The following is a 14,476-nucleotide window of genomic DNA, read 5'->3' on the forward strand; positions in this document are numbered from 1 at the left end:
CGGTGCTTCTGCGCCTTGAGGTAGACCGCTGTCCAGCACGCCCCCGCGCGGCAGGAGGATGCGCGGGGGCGTGTGTGACCTCGCCGGGGTCTTCGGCGCCGACTCGGGGAAGTCCTCGTGGGGGACAGGAGGTCGGTGACCTCGGGTGAGGGCGGCTAGTCCTGCGCCGGGTTGCCGTGCAGCTTGCGCCGTTCCCACCGGTTGGGGTGGCGGATGACCACTCCCGCCATGCCGCCGGTCCCGGTGAGCCGGATCAGCGTGGTCCCCGCGAGCCGGTCGGGAGTGGTCTTGTCCTTCAGGCCGCCGATGCCGGGATCCATGCCGCTGGTGTCCGCGGTCCAGCCGTCGGGGATGATGATCGTGACACCAGCCGCCTCCCCGTACGCCTCCACCGTGACCTCCGTGAGGCGGCACTCGGCCCGGGAGAAGTCGATCTTCGCCCCCGCCAGGCCTCCGTGGGCGATCACGTGTCCGGGCACCTCCCAGCGCCCGGGGCCCCGGGACACGCCGTGCATACCGCCCTTGAGCACCAGCGGCGGCTGGGGCTCAGGGGACTGCGGCTTCGGCAGGTCGGCGGTCAGGACGGCCAACTCGGCGTGGGTCCTGGACTTCAGCGCCTGCTCCAGGCGCGAATCCAGCTCGTCGAGGTCGATGCGCCCCTCGGCTGCCGCGTCGCGCAGCTGGGTCACCACTGCTTCCCGGTCGTCGTGGGAGGCGCGGAGCTCTCCGGAGGGAGCGGGGCGCGGAGAGGGTTTCGGGGGCTGGGCGTTCATGGTCTCAAGGATAGGAGCCAGCGAACCGGGCTGTACATCTCAAGGGGCGAGGCTGGCGGGAGTCGTCGATCGAGCGGTCTGTGACGTCCGCAGCCCGTCCCGTCCCGATCACGATGTGTGGTCACTGCGGGTGTGGCGGTTCAGGGCCTGCCCCGGTCGGTTTCCCCGGTTCCGCGCCACCTGCCGTGACCGGTGCAACCCCGGCCCCCGGCCCGCCGACGGCCCGCCGATCGAACCTGGACCCCGCCGACCTCGCCTCCACTCTGTTCGCGAGTACGGGGCCACGGAAGCGGTCGGCCAGACACAGCAGCGGTCCCCACAGCACGCGGTCGTGTACGGGCTGGTGTATCGAACTGAACCGGGGAGCAGCGCCTCATCCTGGGAGCACACCCGCGGGCCCCGGGGTCTCCCACGCGTGGATCAGGGACGTGCGGCAGCGGCGGCCCTCTCCCGTCGGTCGCGCACCCGGGTGACCACGGCGAAGGCCACGGTGGCCACCAGTCCCAGGGTCGGCAGGGCGATCCAGGTCATCGCCCACATGAACTGCCGCGTTCTGGCGCTCTCGACCACGTCCGTGGAGGCGACGCCGAACTCGGAGGTCGTGTTGCTGCAACTGATGCTGTAGGTGCCGCTCTCGGTGACCTCCAGGCTCTGGACCAGGTGCCACTCCTCGGCCCCGTAGTCGAAGCTGCTCACGCTGTGGTTCTGGGGCTCCCCCGAGGTGCCGGAGGGAGTGGTGAACGAACAGGAGCCGCTGTACGACAGGCCGTAGACCCCGATGGTGTCGAGGTCCTCCCGGTCGACCTCCAGTCGGACGTACAGGTTCGTGTCCACCTCGCTGATGAAGTCCGGTGCGGGTTGGCGAACCCAGGGACCCAGCGCCAGCAGGACCCCCAGGACCACCAGCGTGACCACAGCGCAGACCAGGCTCGCGACGTAGCCGCCACGCAGACGACGCCTACGCGGAGCCTGCGGGGAGCCGGGGGACATGGAGGGAGAGGGGGAGGAAGGGGAAGACATGGACGACATCATGTCAGCGGGTTACGACCAGAAGTGGGCGGCAGGCGAGCGGTGCCTTCCGTGTGGGCGCACAGCCTGATCGGGATCGGTGGTCGGATGTCCGATTGGGGACCACCGGCCGCTGCATACACGACGAGTACGAGGAGGCCAGCCACGGAGGCCCCGCCGAACCCTTCGGGCCCGGCGCGGCCCCCACCGCCTCCGCCCCGTACGGCCGGTGACGGGCATGGAGTAAACGCGTCGCCTCCCGCGTTGTGACACCCGCCATCGCAGCGATGAGAGAGGGTGGACCACGGTCCACCGCGGGGGAGAGGACGGGAGCCGATGAGCCTTCGCCAGTACGAGTACGCCCTGGCCGTTGCCGAGGAGGGCTCGGTGACGGCGGCGGCGGAGTCGCTGCACGTCGCCCAACCCTCGTTGTCCCAGCAGATCCGCGCCCTGGAGCGGGAGCTCGGCGTGAAACTGTTCTCCCGCACACCGACCGGACTGGTGCCCACCGTGGTGGGCCGCGCGTTCCTGCGGGAGGCGGAGGTCGCGGTGAGCGCGGCACGGCGGGCGACGGCGACGGCGCGGGCCGGCGCCGATGAGCTGGTGGGCGAGCTGGTGATCGTGGTGCAGATGGGCTTTGGCACGCGTCAGCTGCCGGGCGCGCTGGAGGCGCTACGCCGCCGCTTCCCGCGTCTGGAGGTCACCGTCTTCGAGGAGCCGAGCTCTGCCGAACTTGACCGACTGTGCCGCCGGGGCGTGGTGGACCTCGTCCTGATGGCGGCGTGCAGGCGAAGCCCCGTCACCGCCCATCACCTCGGAGACGAGGAGTTCGTCGTGGTGCTGGGTGAGGGGCACCGGCTGCTCGCCGAGGACCGGATCGGTCTGCGCGAACTGGAGGGGGAGTCGTGGGTGAGGTTCGACCGTGACAGCGCACTCGACGGCGTGCTGCTGGACGTGCTGCGGGACAACGAGCTGACCCCGAGTACGGCCGCCCGCGTATCCCAGACGGCGACGGCCGTGCGCTGGGCCGCCCACGGTCTGGGGGTGACGCTCGTCCCGGCCTCCGCGGTGCCCCACGGTTACGAGCACCTCGCGCGTCCGGTGTCCCCCGCCGTGTTCCAGCCGGTCATCGCCGTGGTGTGGCAGGGCGCGGGCCCGGGGGAGACGGCCCTGCTCGAACTCCTGCGTCAGGAGACCTGGCACAGCACCGCATCCCTCTCACCGGTGCCCTGACCGCCGGGAGGGGAGCGGCCGGAGCGCCGCAAGCACCGCGAGGGGGCCGACCGCCGCGCTGACCCGGCGTGTGCGGCACGGCGGGTCCCACCGGCGGGGTCGTCGGTGCGTGCCCCGACGGCCCCGCCGACCGTGCCGCCGTGAACCGGTCCGCCGTCCCGGAGGACGGACACCGGGGCCGGGTGACCGGGCCGGGTCCTGACGGTGTGCGCGGGACGACGGCGGACGCCCCTGGGCGGTCGTGGCGAGTGCCTCCCGGCCGGTCGCATCCGGGTCTGAGTCCATGACCGAACAGGTGGGGCGGGCTCAGAGCTGGCTGGCGCCACCGTCCACGGCGAGTTCGGTACCGGTGGTGTAGGTGGCGTCGAAGGCGAGGAAGGCGGCCGCCACGGCGATCTCCTCGGTGGTGCCGAAACGCCGCATGGGATTGTCCGCGACCCGCTCCGCCTTGAACCGCTCGGCGGCCTCTTCGGACATCGTGTTCTCCAGAACCCCCGTGTCGACGGGGCCGGGGCTGATCGCGTTGACCCGGATTCCGCGCGGAAGCAGTTCGCGGGAGAGGCTGCGGGCCATCGAGCGCAGCGCCGCCTTGCCGGCCGCGTAGACACTGGCGTCCAACATGCCGATGACGTTCGCGATCGAGGTGGTGAGGACGACACCGGCGCCCGTGCTCAGCAGCGGGGCGAGCTTTTGCACGGTGAAGTAGGCGCCCTTGACGTTGATCGCGAACAACTCGTCGTACATCTCCTCGGTCGTCGACTCGAAGGGCGTGGGGGGCGCGATGCCGGCGTTGACGAACAGGGCCTCGACCGTGCCGAGTTCACCCTTCACCCGGTCAGCCAGAGCATCCAGGTCAGGCAGTGAGGACACATCGCCCCGGACCGCCACCGCGTTCCCACCGATCCGCTCCCGCGCGGCGTCGAGCGTCGCCTGGGAACGGCCGGTGATCACCACGCGGGCTCCGCCGTCCACCAGCAGCTTCGCTATCGCGAACCCCATGCCGCTGCCGCCACCCGTGATCACCACGTTCTTGCCGCTGTACTCGCCCATTGCAGGATTCCTTCTTTTCTTGTCCCAAGGGCGTGGTGCGCCCCGGGGCAGGTCAGTGAATTTTTTTCGCCTAAACCGGAGTTCTGGAATTCCTTCGGCGTCAGCCCATGGGGAATTCGCTGCCGTCCACGGTGATTTTTCTCCCGGTCAGCCAGTTCGCCCGCTCGGACACGAGGAACAGCACCGCGCCGGCGATGTCGTCGGGCCGGCCGTTGCGCCCCAGCGGAGGGACGCCGTCGGCGTTGCTCTCCGCCGACGCCCCTCCCAAGCGCGCGGACACCTTCGCCCACTGCTCCCGCGTCGCCTCGCCACCGGGGGTGGCGACCCTGCCGGGGGCCACCGTGTTGACCTGGACCCCGAACGGGGCCAACTCCAGGGCCAGTCCCCGGCTGTAGTTCTCCAGCGCCGCCTTCGCCGCGGTGTAGTGCAGGAACGGCCCCGACGGGGTGAGGGCCGCGGCCGAGGAGACGTGCACGATCGCTCCCGAACGCCGTTCCCGCATGCCCGGTACCAGCAGCGAGTCCAGTCGCACTGACGCCAGGTAGTTCAGGTCCAGCGCGTCCTGCCACTCCTCGTCGGGGATGACCGAGGAGCCTTCGTGGGGTCGCGCCCCGCCCGCGTTGTGGACCAGGACGTCCACCCCGCCCAGCACCTCCCGCGCGGTCGCGGCGAGCGCCTCCGCTCCGGCCCGTGTCCGCACGTCGGCCTCCACGAAGGCGGCTCCCTCCGGCACCGTGCCCGTCGCCGACCGTGCGGTCGTGAGCACCTCGGCACCCGCATCCAGGAGTCGGCGCACGATGGCCGCTCCGATTCCGCGAGAACCGCCTGTGACCAGGGCCCTCTTTCCCGAGAATTCCTGCGTTCCCGGTCCGTTCTCGATCTTGGTCATGCCAGAGTGCCTCTCGATTTCTTGTCCGCCCGCTCGGCGGGAAAGGAGCGGGGCGCGCAGGGCGCGAATTCTCGGATGAATCGCGGTGGGCGCCTCGTCGTCCTGTTCAACGGTACGTTCGGAAAAGATCGAAAGGCAAAGACGGAATATGAGTCGGTGCCATAGAGGTTTCCTATGGCACCTCGGTGACACCGTGGTGCAAGACGGCGGGCTGAGCGGCCCCGAAGCCCTGCGGCAGTTGAGCGGTGTGCTCGCGGATGAGGAGTCCGTCGTCGCACTCCGTGCCCTGTCCTCACGCTTCGCCCTGGGGCCGGGGGAGTCCGGGAGGGTCGGTGGGGAGGGCCATACCGCCCCCACCTGCGCCTGGTGGTCACCGACCCGGAGCCCGGTGGCAACGCCCAGGTCATCTTCGAGACCCTCAACCACCGGGGCAGTCCCCTCCTGGCGGCGGACCTGGTCAAGAACCTGCCGTTCCAGATGGCCGAGGCGCAGGACGCCGACATCCACCGCCTCTACCGCGAGTGCTGGGCACCGCTCGACTACGACTGCTGGCGCCTCAAGGCGGGCCAGGGGCGGCGTCTGCGGCCCCGCGTCGACGTATTCCTCTAAGCGTGGCTGACCATGAAGCTGCGTCGCGAGGTCGCTCCGGACCGGCTCTTCCTCGAATTCCGCGAGTTCGTACACCGGGAGAAACCCGCGACCACCGACCTGCTGCACGAGATCGCCGCCGACGAGGCGCACGGCTCTCCCCGCTCGCGACCCGGGCGGGGTTCACCCGGTCCACGGTGCGCCGGGTGCACGAGCAGGTGCTCCTGGAGGCCCGCGCCCGCGCCGAGGCCGACGGGCGGGTGACCTCCACCGAACTCAGGGAGCTGGAGAGGGCCGCCAAGAACCCGGGCGCGGGACACGTCATCCAGGACCTGCTCTACGTCGCGGACCAGGAGAAGGCGCGCAGGAACGGGCTGCTCAAGGGCTGGCGCGTCGTTCCCGTGGGGGAGGACGGGTCGGTCAACGCGGTCGTGGACTTCGCGGTGTCCCACGGCGCGACGGTCGGGGTGAACGTCACCAAGACGGTGCGTCTGGTCATCGCCGAACCGGGGACGGACGACGCGAAGGTCCGCAGGGCCCGGGAGGCGGACATCCGGGTGGCGACCCCCGCCGAGGCCTGGGACCTGCTGAAGGCTGCCGTCGACAAGGCGGAGCACGGGCGCGAGCACGCGTCGCAGAGCCGCCGGACCCCGTTGCGAAGCGTTTCGGAGCTGGGGCCGAGGTCTTTCACGACCCGGACGACCGGTCCCCGGGTTCCGACCACCAGGCGTATCGGTTCCGCGCGAAACGCTGGTGAGTCATTGATTTCCCTGTCCACGTCCCCCTCGTTTCCTCACGAGCCCATTTTACTGGGCCCCTGTCCGGAAACCTCGGGGCAGCTCGATCGGTCCGCGGCGCCGCGCGGGATGTCGAGTCCTTCCGACTGACACCCCGCGCGCGTGAGGGATGGGTGCTACTTGACGATGGTTTCGTTGGTGACCATCACGCCGACGTTCGAGAAGTCGATGAACTTCGACTCATCGGGATTGACCCTGGTCTTGTAGTTCACGGATGCGAAGAAGGAGTCGTGGTCGTCCCACGAGTCGAACCAGATCTCGGTCAGTCCATCGTAGGCCGGATCCGGGTAGCCGTCGGCCGCGATCGGATGCGAGACGGCGTACTTGCGCACGTACCTCTCCGTTTCGGGAATGGAGGTGAACAGGGGCGCATGCCTGTCGCGGTGATAGCGCTGGAATTCCTCTACTGTCATTCCGGGCAGACGGTTGATGAGGAAAGCGAACTTGATCACAGGGGTCCTTGAAAGTGATAGGCGCCTGGAACGGATGTGCGGTGGGCGCATCGGTAGGCTAAACGGTGACATCAGTGTCATGGGCAAGAGGAGAGTCGATGCGGATCGGTGAGGTCGCGGAACGGGCGGGCGTCAGTCGGCGGTCGTTGCGGTACTACGAGCAGCAAGGGCTCATCGAGGTTCGCCGGTCGCCGAGCGGTCAGCGTCTCTACGAGGAGGACCACGTCCGCCGGGTCCGTCTGATCCAGACCTTCTACGCGGCCAAGCTCACCAGTGCGACGATCGCCGAGTTGGTTCCGTGTATGGAGCGCTCCCCCTCGCGGATGGTGGCTCAGCGCGCGCAGACGGTGATGGAACGCGAGCGCGGCCGGTTGCGTGTGACCATCGAGGAACTGTCGGCGGCCGTGGCAGCGCTTGACGGACTCATCGACGCCACGGCCGCACATCAGCCAGAACCCCGGAGTCCTCAGGACTCAGATCCATACGGGCTGGACACGGGCGCTTCCGTGGAGAGCGAGGACCCTGCCCGGGTTCGTGTGCGCTCCGCGACCTGAGGCGGGGTCCCACCGCCCCGCGGCGGCCAGCCATCGACCGCCCAACCAGGCGACCCTCGGCCACAGAAGGGCCGAAAGGAGCGGGAATCGCGGGGATTCTCCCTTCCGCCATCTCTGTCGCCCGTACAACATCGAAGGAGAGCTGGCCATAGGGGCTGTGTGCTGGCTCTCTGGCCGGAAGCGGCCACAGAAATACGCGATGTGACCCTTTGCGCACTGTGGGGTTCATGTTTTTTCATGAACTGGCAAGTAACCCCCGCTATCCCCCGAGGATCCACATGACCAACACCCACAGGTCAGGTCCGGACAGGCGCAGCATCCTGCGCGGAGCCACCATCGCCTCAGTCACCGCCGCCCTCGGTGCGGTCGGCGCCACGAGCGCCTTCGCCCGGCCAGCCGACACGAGCGCCTCCGTCCAGGCGGCCCAGCCGTACCTGTACTGGCGGGGCGCCTGGGGCGCGCGCCCGCCGAGCAGTCCCATCCAGGTTCTGGCCGCCCCGCCCCGCTACATCGTGGTCCACCACACCGCGACGCCCAACAGCACCAACTACACACTCGACCACGCCCTGAACCTGTCCAGGTCGATCCAGAACCACCACATGGACACCAACGGGTGGAGCGACACCGGCCAGCAGCTGACCATCAGCCGCGGCGGCTACGTCATGGAGGGCCGCGACCGCACGCCGGAAGCCATCGCGGCGGGCAACCACGTCGTGGGCGCCCACGTGGCCAACAACAACAGCACCTGCATCGGCATCGAGAACGAGGGCCTGTACACGAGCGTGGGTCCGACCACGGCCCTGACCGACGCGCTGGTGCAGACCCTGGCGTGGCTGTGCGGCGCGTACGGACTCAACCCCCACAGCGCCATCCTGGGCCACCGGGACTTCAACGCCACCGCCTGCCCCGGCAACGTGCTGTATTCGAGGCTTCCCGAGCTGCGCGACAGGGCCGCCCAGACGATGCGGGCCCGGGGCATCGCCATCGCCGCCCGCCAGGAACCGGGTGAGGACGGTCCCACCTACCCGCCCGTGCCCGACGACGAGCCGGAGCGCGAGTTCTACCACGGTCCAGCCCGGGGGCCGGACGACTTCTCCCGCTAGGGAGTGTTCCGCGGAGGTTTTCGGATCAGCGAGCGGCCGTCCGGGCAATCTCTCGCAAGGCGGTTCGCGCAGGTCAGCCAGGTTGGCTTCTCCAGCGGAACCGGCACAGCGAGAGGCAGCCCGGCGGTCGCGAGCCCGAAACGGTCCAAGGAACACGACCTGGGCGCACCCGGCCCGGCGGGTCCCGCCGAACCGGCCGCCCCTCCTGTGCTGCGGACACCGAGCCCCCGTGTCCGGCGGCCCACACGCGCCGGGTGCTGGTCCCGGGACTCAGAAGGAGGGAAGCGGGATCCCGGAAGTCCTCCAGTACCAGTTCTGCGGCTGGTGCACCTTCTTCAGCCGCGTCCGTGCCTTCCGGAAGTGCGCGAGCGCGTCGACGACGGCGCCGGGCAGCTCGGCCAGGTCGTCGGGCACCGGGACGGTCAGCAGGAGGTGCTGCTTCTCGTGGACGAGCACCAGTGACCCGGTCGGGTCGAACTCGCGCAGCTGGAAGTGGGCGAGGGGCTTGTACTCCTTGTCCTCGGTGGACAGGTGCAGCGTCCTGTTTCCGGAGCCGTCGAACGCGTACAGGCCGAAGGTGTTGAGGTGGAAGACGCGGCGCCGTCCCTGGTCCGCGACCACGTCGTAGCGTGTGCCGCGGGCCGCGGAGTCCCAGTAGGTGTGGAGGTCGAGGTGCCCCAGCAGTGTGCCGTCGGCGTCCACCAGTGCGAACAGGAAGTCGCCGCCGCGTCGACCGGACCACTTCGACCAGCCGACCGTCACGACCACGAAGGTGGAGTCGTCGATCGGCACGACGTCCCGCACGTTCTCCGGATCCGGACCTCCCAGACCGGTCCCGTACGCCGCCCCGAGCTGCTCGACCAGCTCTGTCCGGGGCGTTCCCTCCCCTGACGCACCGGACGGCGGGCAGTAGCGGGGCGCGTGGCCCAGGGGAGGCCGCTCACGCATCAGCGCGGTCACCGCGGTGAGCGCGGGCAGCTTCGTTCCGACCGGTTCGGGGGAGAGCGCCACCGTGTTGTCGCCGAGCAGGCACAGCGCGCGTCCGGACGGTGTCAGGCGCGTCCTGAACGCCCACCGCTTCGCCCCGGGCGCCGTGACCTCCTCCATCGCGTCGAGCGCCGGGGTGAAGGCGAACGTCCGGTCGTTCCGCATGGAGTACAGGACCCGACCGTCCGGGAGGAGGCTCAGCGAACCCGGGTGGTAGCCCCCGTCACCGACGATCGAGTCGGAGCTCCCCCAGTCCAGGAAGACCTGGGCGACCGGGGTCCCGTCCGGGGCGTACCGTGCCAGCACGTGTCCGAAGGTCTCCTCCTTGTCACGGTCGGCGTCGTCGTACCGGTAGGGGTTGTAACCGATCTCGGAGAGGACGTAGCGCTCCCCCTCCGGGCCCGTGCACACCGCGTGGTGTTTCCACCCGAACACGTTGGCCGGGTCGACTCCCCGGTTACGGACGAACGCTTCCGGGAGACAGATGGGTTGTAGGTGCGTCACGTGCGGTTCCCCTTCCTCGCCTGCTGGTCGCCATGACCCTAGGGAAACGGGGTGACGGTTCGGAGTCCCGCCGGTGTGACCTGGGGACGCCGCCGCGTTCAGGTGCGTCCCCGCGCCCGGACGGCCGGGGGAGGGGCTCGCGGTAGGCCGGCTTCCCGCCCGAACGCCGGTGCCGGATACTGGTGCCCATGGCGATCATCCACAAGGCCACTCTCACACCGAGCAAACCCGAGCTGATCGGCGCCTGGCTGGACGGCCAGCCGTGGGCGGGCCAGGGGCCCGGCGAGATCCTCGGCGCGTACCGGTTCGACGACCCGGAAGGCGAGGTCGGGGTGGAGGTGTTCCTGATCCGGCGCGGGGACCGCTTGCTCCACCTGCCGCTGACCTACCGGGGCGCGCCCCTTCCCGGCCGCGAGGACCACCTCGTCGGCACCCTGGAGCACTCCGTCCTGGGAACGCGCTGGGTCTACGACGGCACCAAGGACGAGGTGGCGGTCGCGTGTTTCCGGCGGGCGCTGACGGGCGAGCAGGAGCAGGCGGAGCTGGAGGTCTGGGAGGAGGGCCGCCGTCTGGAGAACAGGCCTCAGCAGGTCGTGGTCTCCAGGGAGCCCGGCACCGGCTCCTCCCAGGACGGTCGGGTACTGATCCAGCGGGTCCTGGACGATGAACCCGAGGGAGGGCCACGGCTTCTCGCCCGGTGGGGCGACGAGCAGGCGGTGGTCGCGGCGCTGGCCTGACCTGCGGATTCTTCCGCCCGAGCGGGGATCACCGGCGCCGGGCCCGGTCCCGGCGCCGACGGGTGACCACCCACCGCGCGCGGACCTGTCGGCGGCGTGTGGTTGGCTCCTCCCATGAGTGTGGAGATCGAGCGGTTCGTGCGGTTGGTGAGTGCTCTGCCGGAGTGCGAGTCCAAGGACTCGGACCAGTACACGACGTTCCGCGTGCGCGGCAGGCCCTTCGGCTACCTGTGGCCGCGCACCGCCACCGTGGGGCTGAAGCAGACCCTGCTGGAGCAGACCGCGCTGGTGGCCGAGCGGCCCGAGGTGTTCGAGGTGCAGTTCACCGCGGGCGGGTTCGGCTGGGTGGTCGTCCACCTCGACGGGATCGACCTGGACGAGCTCAGCGAGCTCACCCTGGAGGCCTGGTACCTGACCGCGCCCGAGGAGTTGGTGGCCGCCCCGCCGACCCCGGCGTCCCTGGTCCGGGCCTGACCCGGACCACGGGCAGGTCCTTCGCCCGGCCCGGTGCTCAAGGGATCGGCCCCGCCCGTCGGCCCGTGCCGGATCCTGTGTTCTGTGGGCCGCGGGATAGGTGCCGACGGGCCCCACGGCTGTCCGACCCGCGGGGGAGGGGCCCTTCCTCCTCTGTAGGCTCCCGGTGTGAGCGACCGTATCCAGGAGATCGTGGCCGATCTGCCCCGTATGAAGAGTGTGACCAAGGTATGGGCCGAGGCGGAGCGCAGCCTCGCCGAAGGTGATGCCGCCTTCGCGGCCGACCTCGGGATCGCCCTGGCGAAGCGGTACGGCTCCCTCACCGCTCAGACGTGGCAGTACCGCAGCGTCCTGCCCCACCTCCTGCGCCTGCTGATCACGTCACCCGGTGAAGGGGACACCGGGCACGCGCTCCGACTCGCCGCCTCTGTCACGTCCCTTGACCGGAGGTGGGCACGCTACACGGCGTCCCTGCTCGCCGCCAGCCGGGCCCCCGAGGACCTGGCCGCCCTCTTCACCGGCGGCAGCCCGCACGCGGGCGCCCCGGAGGGGCTTCGGGCCTGCCTCGTCCACGAAATGGTGCTCGCCGGGGTGGCGGTCGGGGAGGTGCCGGCGGTCGCGCGGTGGGCGAGGTCACCGCACTGGCAGTATCACCCGCTCCGCTGGCTGCCGCTGTCGCTGACCGACCTGGAGAGGGCCGCGCTGGCCGAAGACCTTCCCGGCGGAGGCAGTCGTTCGGTACTGCGCCGACACCAGGGGGGAGTCCCGACCTCGTCCGGCACCGCACCACGTGTCTTCCCAGCGACCGAGACCACGGCGGAGACGGCGGTGCCCATCTCCGCAGCCGTCGCCAACTGGGCCGAGGAGTCCAACGGGCGCGTCGAGGCCAGAACCTACGACCTCGACGCACCGCTCACCGCCGACACCCTCAAGGACGCGCTGATGGCGCTGGGACTGGACTGTCTGAAGGGACCGGGCACCCGCGCGCGGCTCTCGCTTTCTCCTTTCCGGCCGGACCTGGTCTGGCGCTTGCTCTTCATCGCGGCGTCGACCGGCGGGGCCTACAACACGGGCGAGCACGGGGCCTACGGGCGGCTGGCGGCCTGGCGGTCGCTGGCCGCACTCTCCTATGCCGACCATGACTCGATGCCCGCCGAAGTGGAGCAGAGGGCGTCGGAGTGCTTCTGGTACAGCTTCGGAGGCAGCACGGACTGGTTCGACCAGGTGATGTGGGACATCGGTCTGGTCGCCGTCGCCCCCGGGCGTCGACGGCTCGCGGTGCTGGCCGCCACGGACACGGACTGACCTGCGCCCGACGAAAGTGCTCCGCGCACTCCGCTTTCGGAGTGACACCGCCCTGCCTGCCGGGCTTGTGGGAGCCCGCGTGACGGCGGGTGCCACCCCGAGGGCGGAAGTGACGGCGACGATCCCGGAAGCGGCCGCCGGTCACAGGGAGCCGGTCGTTCGGCCCGGACGGCGGCCAGGCGCGGTCAGCGCTCCAGGAGCTCCTCGGCGCTGGTGCCGGGAAGGGCGACCGTCACCTGCGTGTCCCACGGGTCGCGGAGCACCACCGACCTGCCGGTGTCGGCGTGGGCCAGCTTGTGCTCCCCCAGGCGCGCGACGAGCGCGTCGAGGTCCTGCCGCGCGGGAACGGTGATCGCCACGTCGCCCAGTCCCAGGCTCGCGGCGCGCGGACCCGCGCCCGCGCTCTGCCAGGTGTTCATCGCGACGTGGTGGTGGTAGCCGCCCGCCGACGCGAACAGCGCGCCCGGGTAGGTGTCGACCGTGGTCTCGAACCCGATCGCGTCGACGTAGAAGGCCCTGGCGGTCTCGATGTCGCCGACCTGCAGATGGACGTGTCCGACACTGCCCGCCCGGCGCGGCCCCTCGGCGACGACCGCCTCGTCGAGGTGTGTGCGCAGGTAGTCGTTGGGGTCCAGGTACAGCGTGCCCATCCGCAGCCGCCCCTGGTCGTATCTCCAGGCCGACCGGTCCCGGTCGGTGTAGAGCTCGATGCCGTTGCCCTCGGGGTCGGTGAAGTAGAAGGCCTCGCTGACCAGGTGGTCGGAGGAGCCCACGAACCGGCTGCGCGGCTCCTGCGCCGCGCGGTAGACGGTCGCGGCGAGTGACGCAGGGTCCTCGAACAGGAACGCGGTGTGGAACAGCCCGGCCTGGCGCGCGTCGACGGCGGGCAGCCCCGGAGTGGAGACCAGCCGGACCATGGGGGTCCTGCCGCGACCGAGCACGCGGTGCACCTCGCGGCCGTGGGCCCGCTCCTCGACGGGCTCCAGGGCGAGCGCGTTCGCGTAGTAGGAGGTCATCGACTCCAGGTCGCCCACGCGCAGGGTCACGGCGTCCATGCCCGTGCCGTCGCTCAGGTTGCGCTCGTCCGGGGGCGGTGCCTGCGTTGTCGACTCGGTCGCGTCGGACATGGTGGTCTCCCAGGTCAGTAGGTCCGAGGGGTTCCCTCGCGTCTCGAAGGATCCCGGGCCTCGGAGGATGAGGCGCCTTTGCCCGAACAACACCATCCTAGGGAAGTTTCTTCCTTGTCAATTAAATATCGTGCGGGTCTCCGCGCCGGTCCCATACCGGTCCTCGGGGAACAGCGCATCGGAAGGGGAAAGCCCGTTCACGGTCACCACCTCGCGAACGGGCGCCTCGTCCGTTCCGGCGGCCGAGAGGCCCGGTTCAGACCAGGGCGTGGCCGCGGGCGGCCACGAGCGGGGCCAGGTCGGGGACCCCGAAGCGCGTGCGCAGCTCCTTGAAGCGGGTCACCTTGTCCTCGCCGAAGCGGGCGACGGACGCGGCGTAGGAGTCGGCGGAGAAGAACACCGGCGGGTTGCGCTTGCTGTGGAACTTGTCCGCGTACATCACCAGCTCCTCCTCGGCGGACTCGGCCACGTAGTCCCCCTCCGGAAGGGGAAGCCCCTGGTCGCGGATGTCCTCGCGGGTCAGCCCCACTCCGGTGTGGTGCGAGCAGAACCGGCACAGCGCCTCGGGCAGCCCCTCACCGGCCAGGACCTCGTGGCCGAGCACGCCGTGGCTCACGTAGCGCGCGTGGTCGAGCCGACCGGAGGAGTCGTAGAGGCGGTAGACCCCGATGTCGTGCAGCAGGCACCCCGCCCGGACCAGGGCGCGGTCCAACTCCAGGCCGGAGCGGTCGAGCAGCTGCTCGGCGACCGCGCACACGATCTCGCAGTGGGTGTGGACGAGGTCGAACGCCTCACGTGTGGGCGCGTACCTCTCGTGCAGCGCACGGATCTCTTCGTCGCTCGGGATCACCATGCCCCGACGGTAACCGGCACGGAAACCGTTTGAGGACGGGGC

At 70.4% G+C, this 14,476-nt stretch carries 16 protein-coding genes; 8 read left to right on the forward strand and 8 right to left on the reverse strand.

Going from position 1 to position 14,476, the window contains the following annotated elements; genetic code table 11:
* Positions 1-155 precede the first annotated feature (155 nt).
* Positions 156-773: a DUF1707 SHOCT-like domain-containing protein gene (locus HGB44_RS20455; RefSeq protein WP_061080161.1), complete on the reverse strand. Its 618-nt coding sequence runs from the start codon at positions 771-773 to the stop codon at positions 156-158.
* A gap of 420 nt (positions 774-1,193) precedes the next feature.
* Positions 1,194-1,793, reverse strand: coding sequence for a hypothetical protein (locus tag HGB44_RS20460; protein WP_231972388.1), 600 nt, complete (start codon positions 1,791-1,793; stop codon positions 1,194-1,196).
* A gap of 324 nt (positions 1,794-2,117) precedes the next feature.
* Between HGB44_RS20460 and HGB44_RS20465 the strand changes: the two genes are divergently transcribed.
* Complete coding sequence (locus HGB44_RS20465; protein ID WP_061080163.1) at positions 2,118-3,014, forward strand: LysR family transcriptional regulator; 897 nt, start codon at positions 2,118-2,120, stop codon at positions 3,012-3,014.
* A 306-nt stretch (positions 3,015-3,320) separates the two neighbouring features.
* Here the strand turns inward: HGB44_RS20465 and HGB44_RS20470 are convergent, their stop codons facing one another.
* Together HGB44_RS20470 and HGB44_RS20475 are read right to left on the reverse strand one after the other, a co-directional pair.
* On the reverse strand, positions 3,321-4,064 hold the full coding sequence (locus HGB44_RS20470) for an SDR family oxidoreductase (RefSeq protein WP_061080164.1): 744 nt from the start codon (positions 4,062-4,064) through the stop codon (positions 3,321-3,323).
* 100 nt (positions 4,065-4,164) lie between these two features.
* Complete coding sequence (locus tag HGB44_RS20475) at positions 4,165-4,953, reverse strand: oxidoreductase (protein WP_061080165.1); 789 nt, start codon at positions 4,951-4,953, stop codon at positions 4,165-4,167.
* Positions 4,954-5,319: 366 nt separating this feature from the next.
* On the opposite strand from HGB44_RS20475, the gene HGB44_RS20480 reads away from it, so the two are divergent.
* Both HGB44_RS20480 and HGB44_RS31630 read left to right on the forward strand, forming a co-directional pair.
* Positions 5,320-5,562, forward strand: a complete 243-nt coding sequence (locus HGB44_RS20480) for a DUF262 domain-containing protein (RefSeq protein ID WP_061080166.1) — start codon at positions 5,320-5,322, stop codon at positions 5,560-5,562.
* Positions 5,563-5,747: 185 nt separating this feature from the next.
* The gene (locus tag HGB44_RS31630) at positions 5,748-6,428 is read left to right on the forward strand and encodes a BRCT domain-containing protein (protein WP_061080167.1); all 681 of its coding nucleotides are present in this window, start codon (positions 5,748-5,750) and stop codon (positions 6,426-6,428) included.
* A 26-nt stretch (positions 6,429-6,454) separates the two neighbouring features.
* Here the strand turns inward: HGB44_RS31630 and HGB44_RS20490 are convergent, their stop codons facing one another.
* Positions 6,455-6,790, reverse strand: a complete 336-nt coding sequence (locus tag HGB44_RS20490; protein WP_061080168.1) for an EthD domain-containing protein — start codon at positions 6,788-6,790, stop codon at positions 6,455-6,457.
* A 98-nt stretch (positions 6,791-6,888) separates the two neighbouring features.
* Here HGB44_RS20490 and HGB44_RS20495 point away from each other — a divergent pair, with 98 nt between their 5' ends.
* Both HGB44_RS20495 and HGB44_RS20500 read left to right on the forward strand, forming a co-directional pair.
* Positions 6,889-7,344 (forward strand): MerR family transcriptional regulator, encoded by a 456-nt coding sequence (locus HGB44_RS20495; protein WP_082768309.1) that lies wholly within the window; start codon positions 6,889-6,891, stop codon positions 7,342-7,344.
* Positions 7,345-7,622: 278 nt separating this feature from the next.
* The gene (locus HGB44_RS20500) at positions 7,623-8,447 is read left to right on the forward strand and encodes a peptidoglycan recognition protein family protein (protein WP_061080169.1); all 825 of its coding nucleotides are present in this window, start codon (positions 7,623-7,625) and stop codon (positions 8,445-8,447) included.
* 270 nt (positions 8,448-8,717) lie between these two features.
* On the opposite strand, the gene HGB44_RS20505 is transcribed toward HGB44_RS20500, so the two are convergent.
* On the reverse strand, positions 8,718-9,938 hold the full coding sequence (locus HGB44_RS20505) for a hypothetical protein (protein ID WP_168444083.1): 1,221 nt from the start codon (positions 9,936-9,938) through the stop codon (positions 8,718-8,720).
* Positions 9,939-10,126: 188 nt separating this feature from the next.
* Here HGB44_RS20505 and HGB44_RS20510 point away from each other — a divergent pair, with 188 nt between their 5' ends.
* The 3 genes from HGB44_RS20510 to HGB44_RS20520 all read left to right on the forward strand — a co-directional run bounded on the left by HGB44_RS20510 (position 10,127) and on the right by HGB44_RS20520 (position 12,454).
* A complete protein-coding gene (locus tag HGB44_RS20510) occupies positions 10,127-10,675 on the forward strand; it encodes a CG0192-related protein (protein WP_061080171.1) in 549 nt (182 codons plus the stop codon).
* A 114-nt stretch (positions 10,676-10,789) separates the two neighbouring features.
* Positions 10,790-11,149 carry an MmcQ/YjbR family DNA-binding protein gene (locus HGB44_RS20515; RefSeq protein WP_061080172.1) on the forward strand — a complete coding sequence of 120 codons (360 nt, stop codon included), beginning with the start codon at positions 10,790-10,792 and terminating at the stop codon, positions 11,147-11,149.
* Between the two features lie 168 nt (positions 11,150-11,317).
* On the forward strand, positions 11,318-12,454 hold the full coding sequence (locus HGB44_RS20520; RefSeq protein ID WP_061080173.1) for a DUF6183 family protein: 1,137 nt from the start codon (positions 11,318-11,320) through the stop codon (positions 12,452-12,454).
* Between the two features lie 185 nt (positions 12,455-12,639).
* On the opposite strand, the gene HGB44_RS20525 is transcribed toward HGB44_RS20520, so the two are convergent.
* Together HGB44_RS20525 and HGB44_RS20530 are read right to left on the reverse strand one after the other, a co-directional pair.
* Positions 12,640-13,581, reverse strand: coding sequence for a VOC family protein (locus HGB44_RS20525; protein WP_061080184.1), 942 nt, complete (start codon positions 13,579-13,581; stop codon positions 12,640-12,642).
* A 256-nt stretch (positions 13,582-13,837) separates the two neighbouring features.
* Positions 13,838-14,434: an HD domain-containing protein gene (locus HGB44_RS20530; protein WP_061080174.1), complete on the reverse strand. Its 597-nt coding sequence runs from the start codon at positions 14,432-14,434 to the stop codon at positions 13,838-13,840.
* Between the last annotated feature and the right edge of the window lie 42 nt (positions 14,435-14,476).

This window comes from Nocardiopsis alborubida (genome assembly GCF_012396365.1).
Taxonomy (GTDB): domain Bacteria; phylum Actinomycetota; class Actinomycetes; order Streptosporangiales; family Streptosporangiaceae; genus Nocardiopsis; species Nocardiopsis alborubida.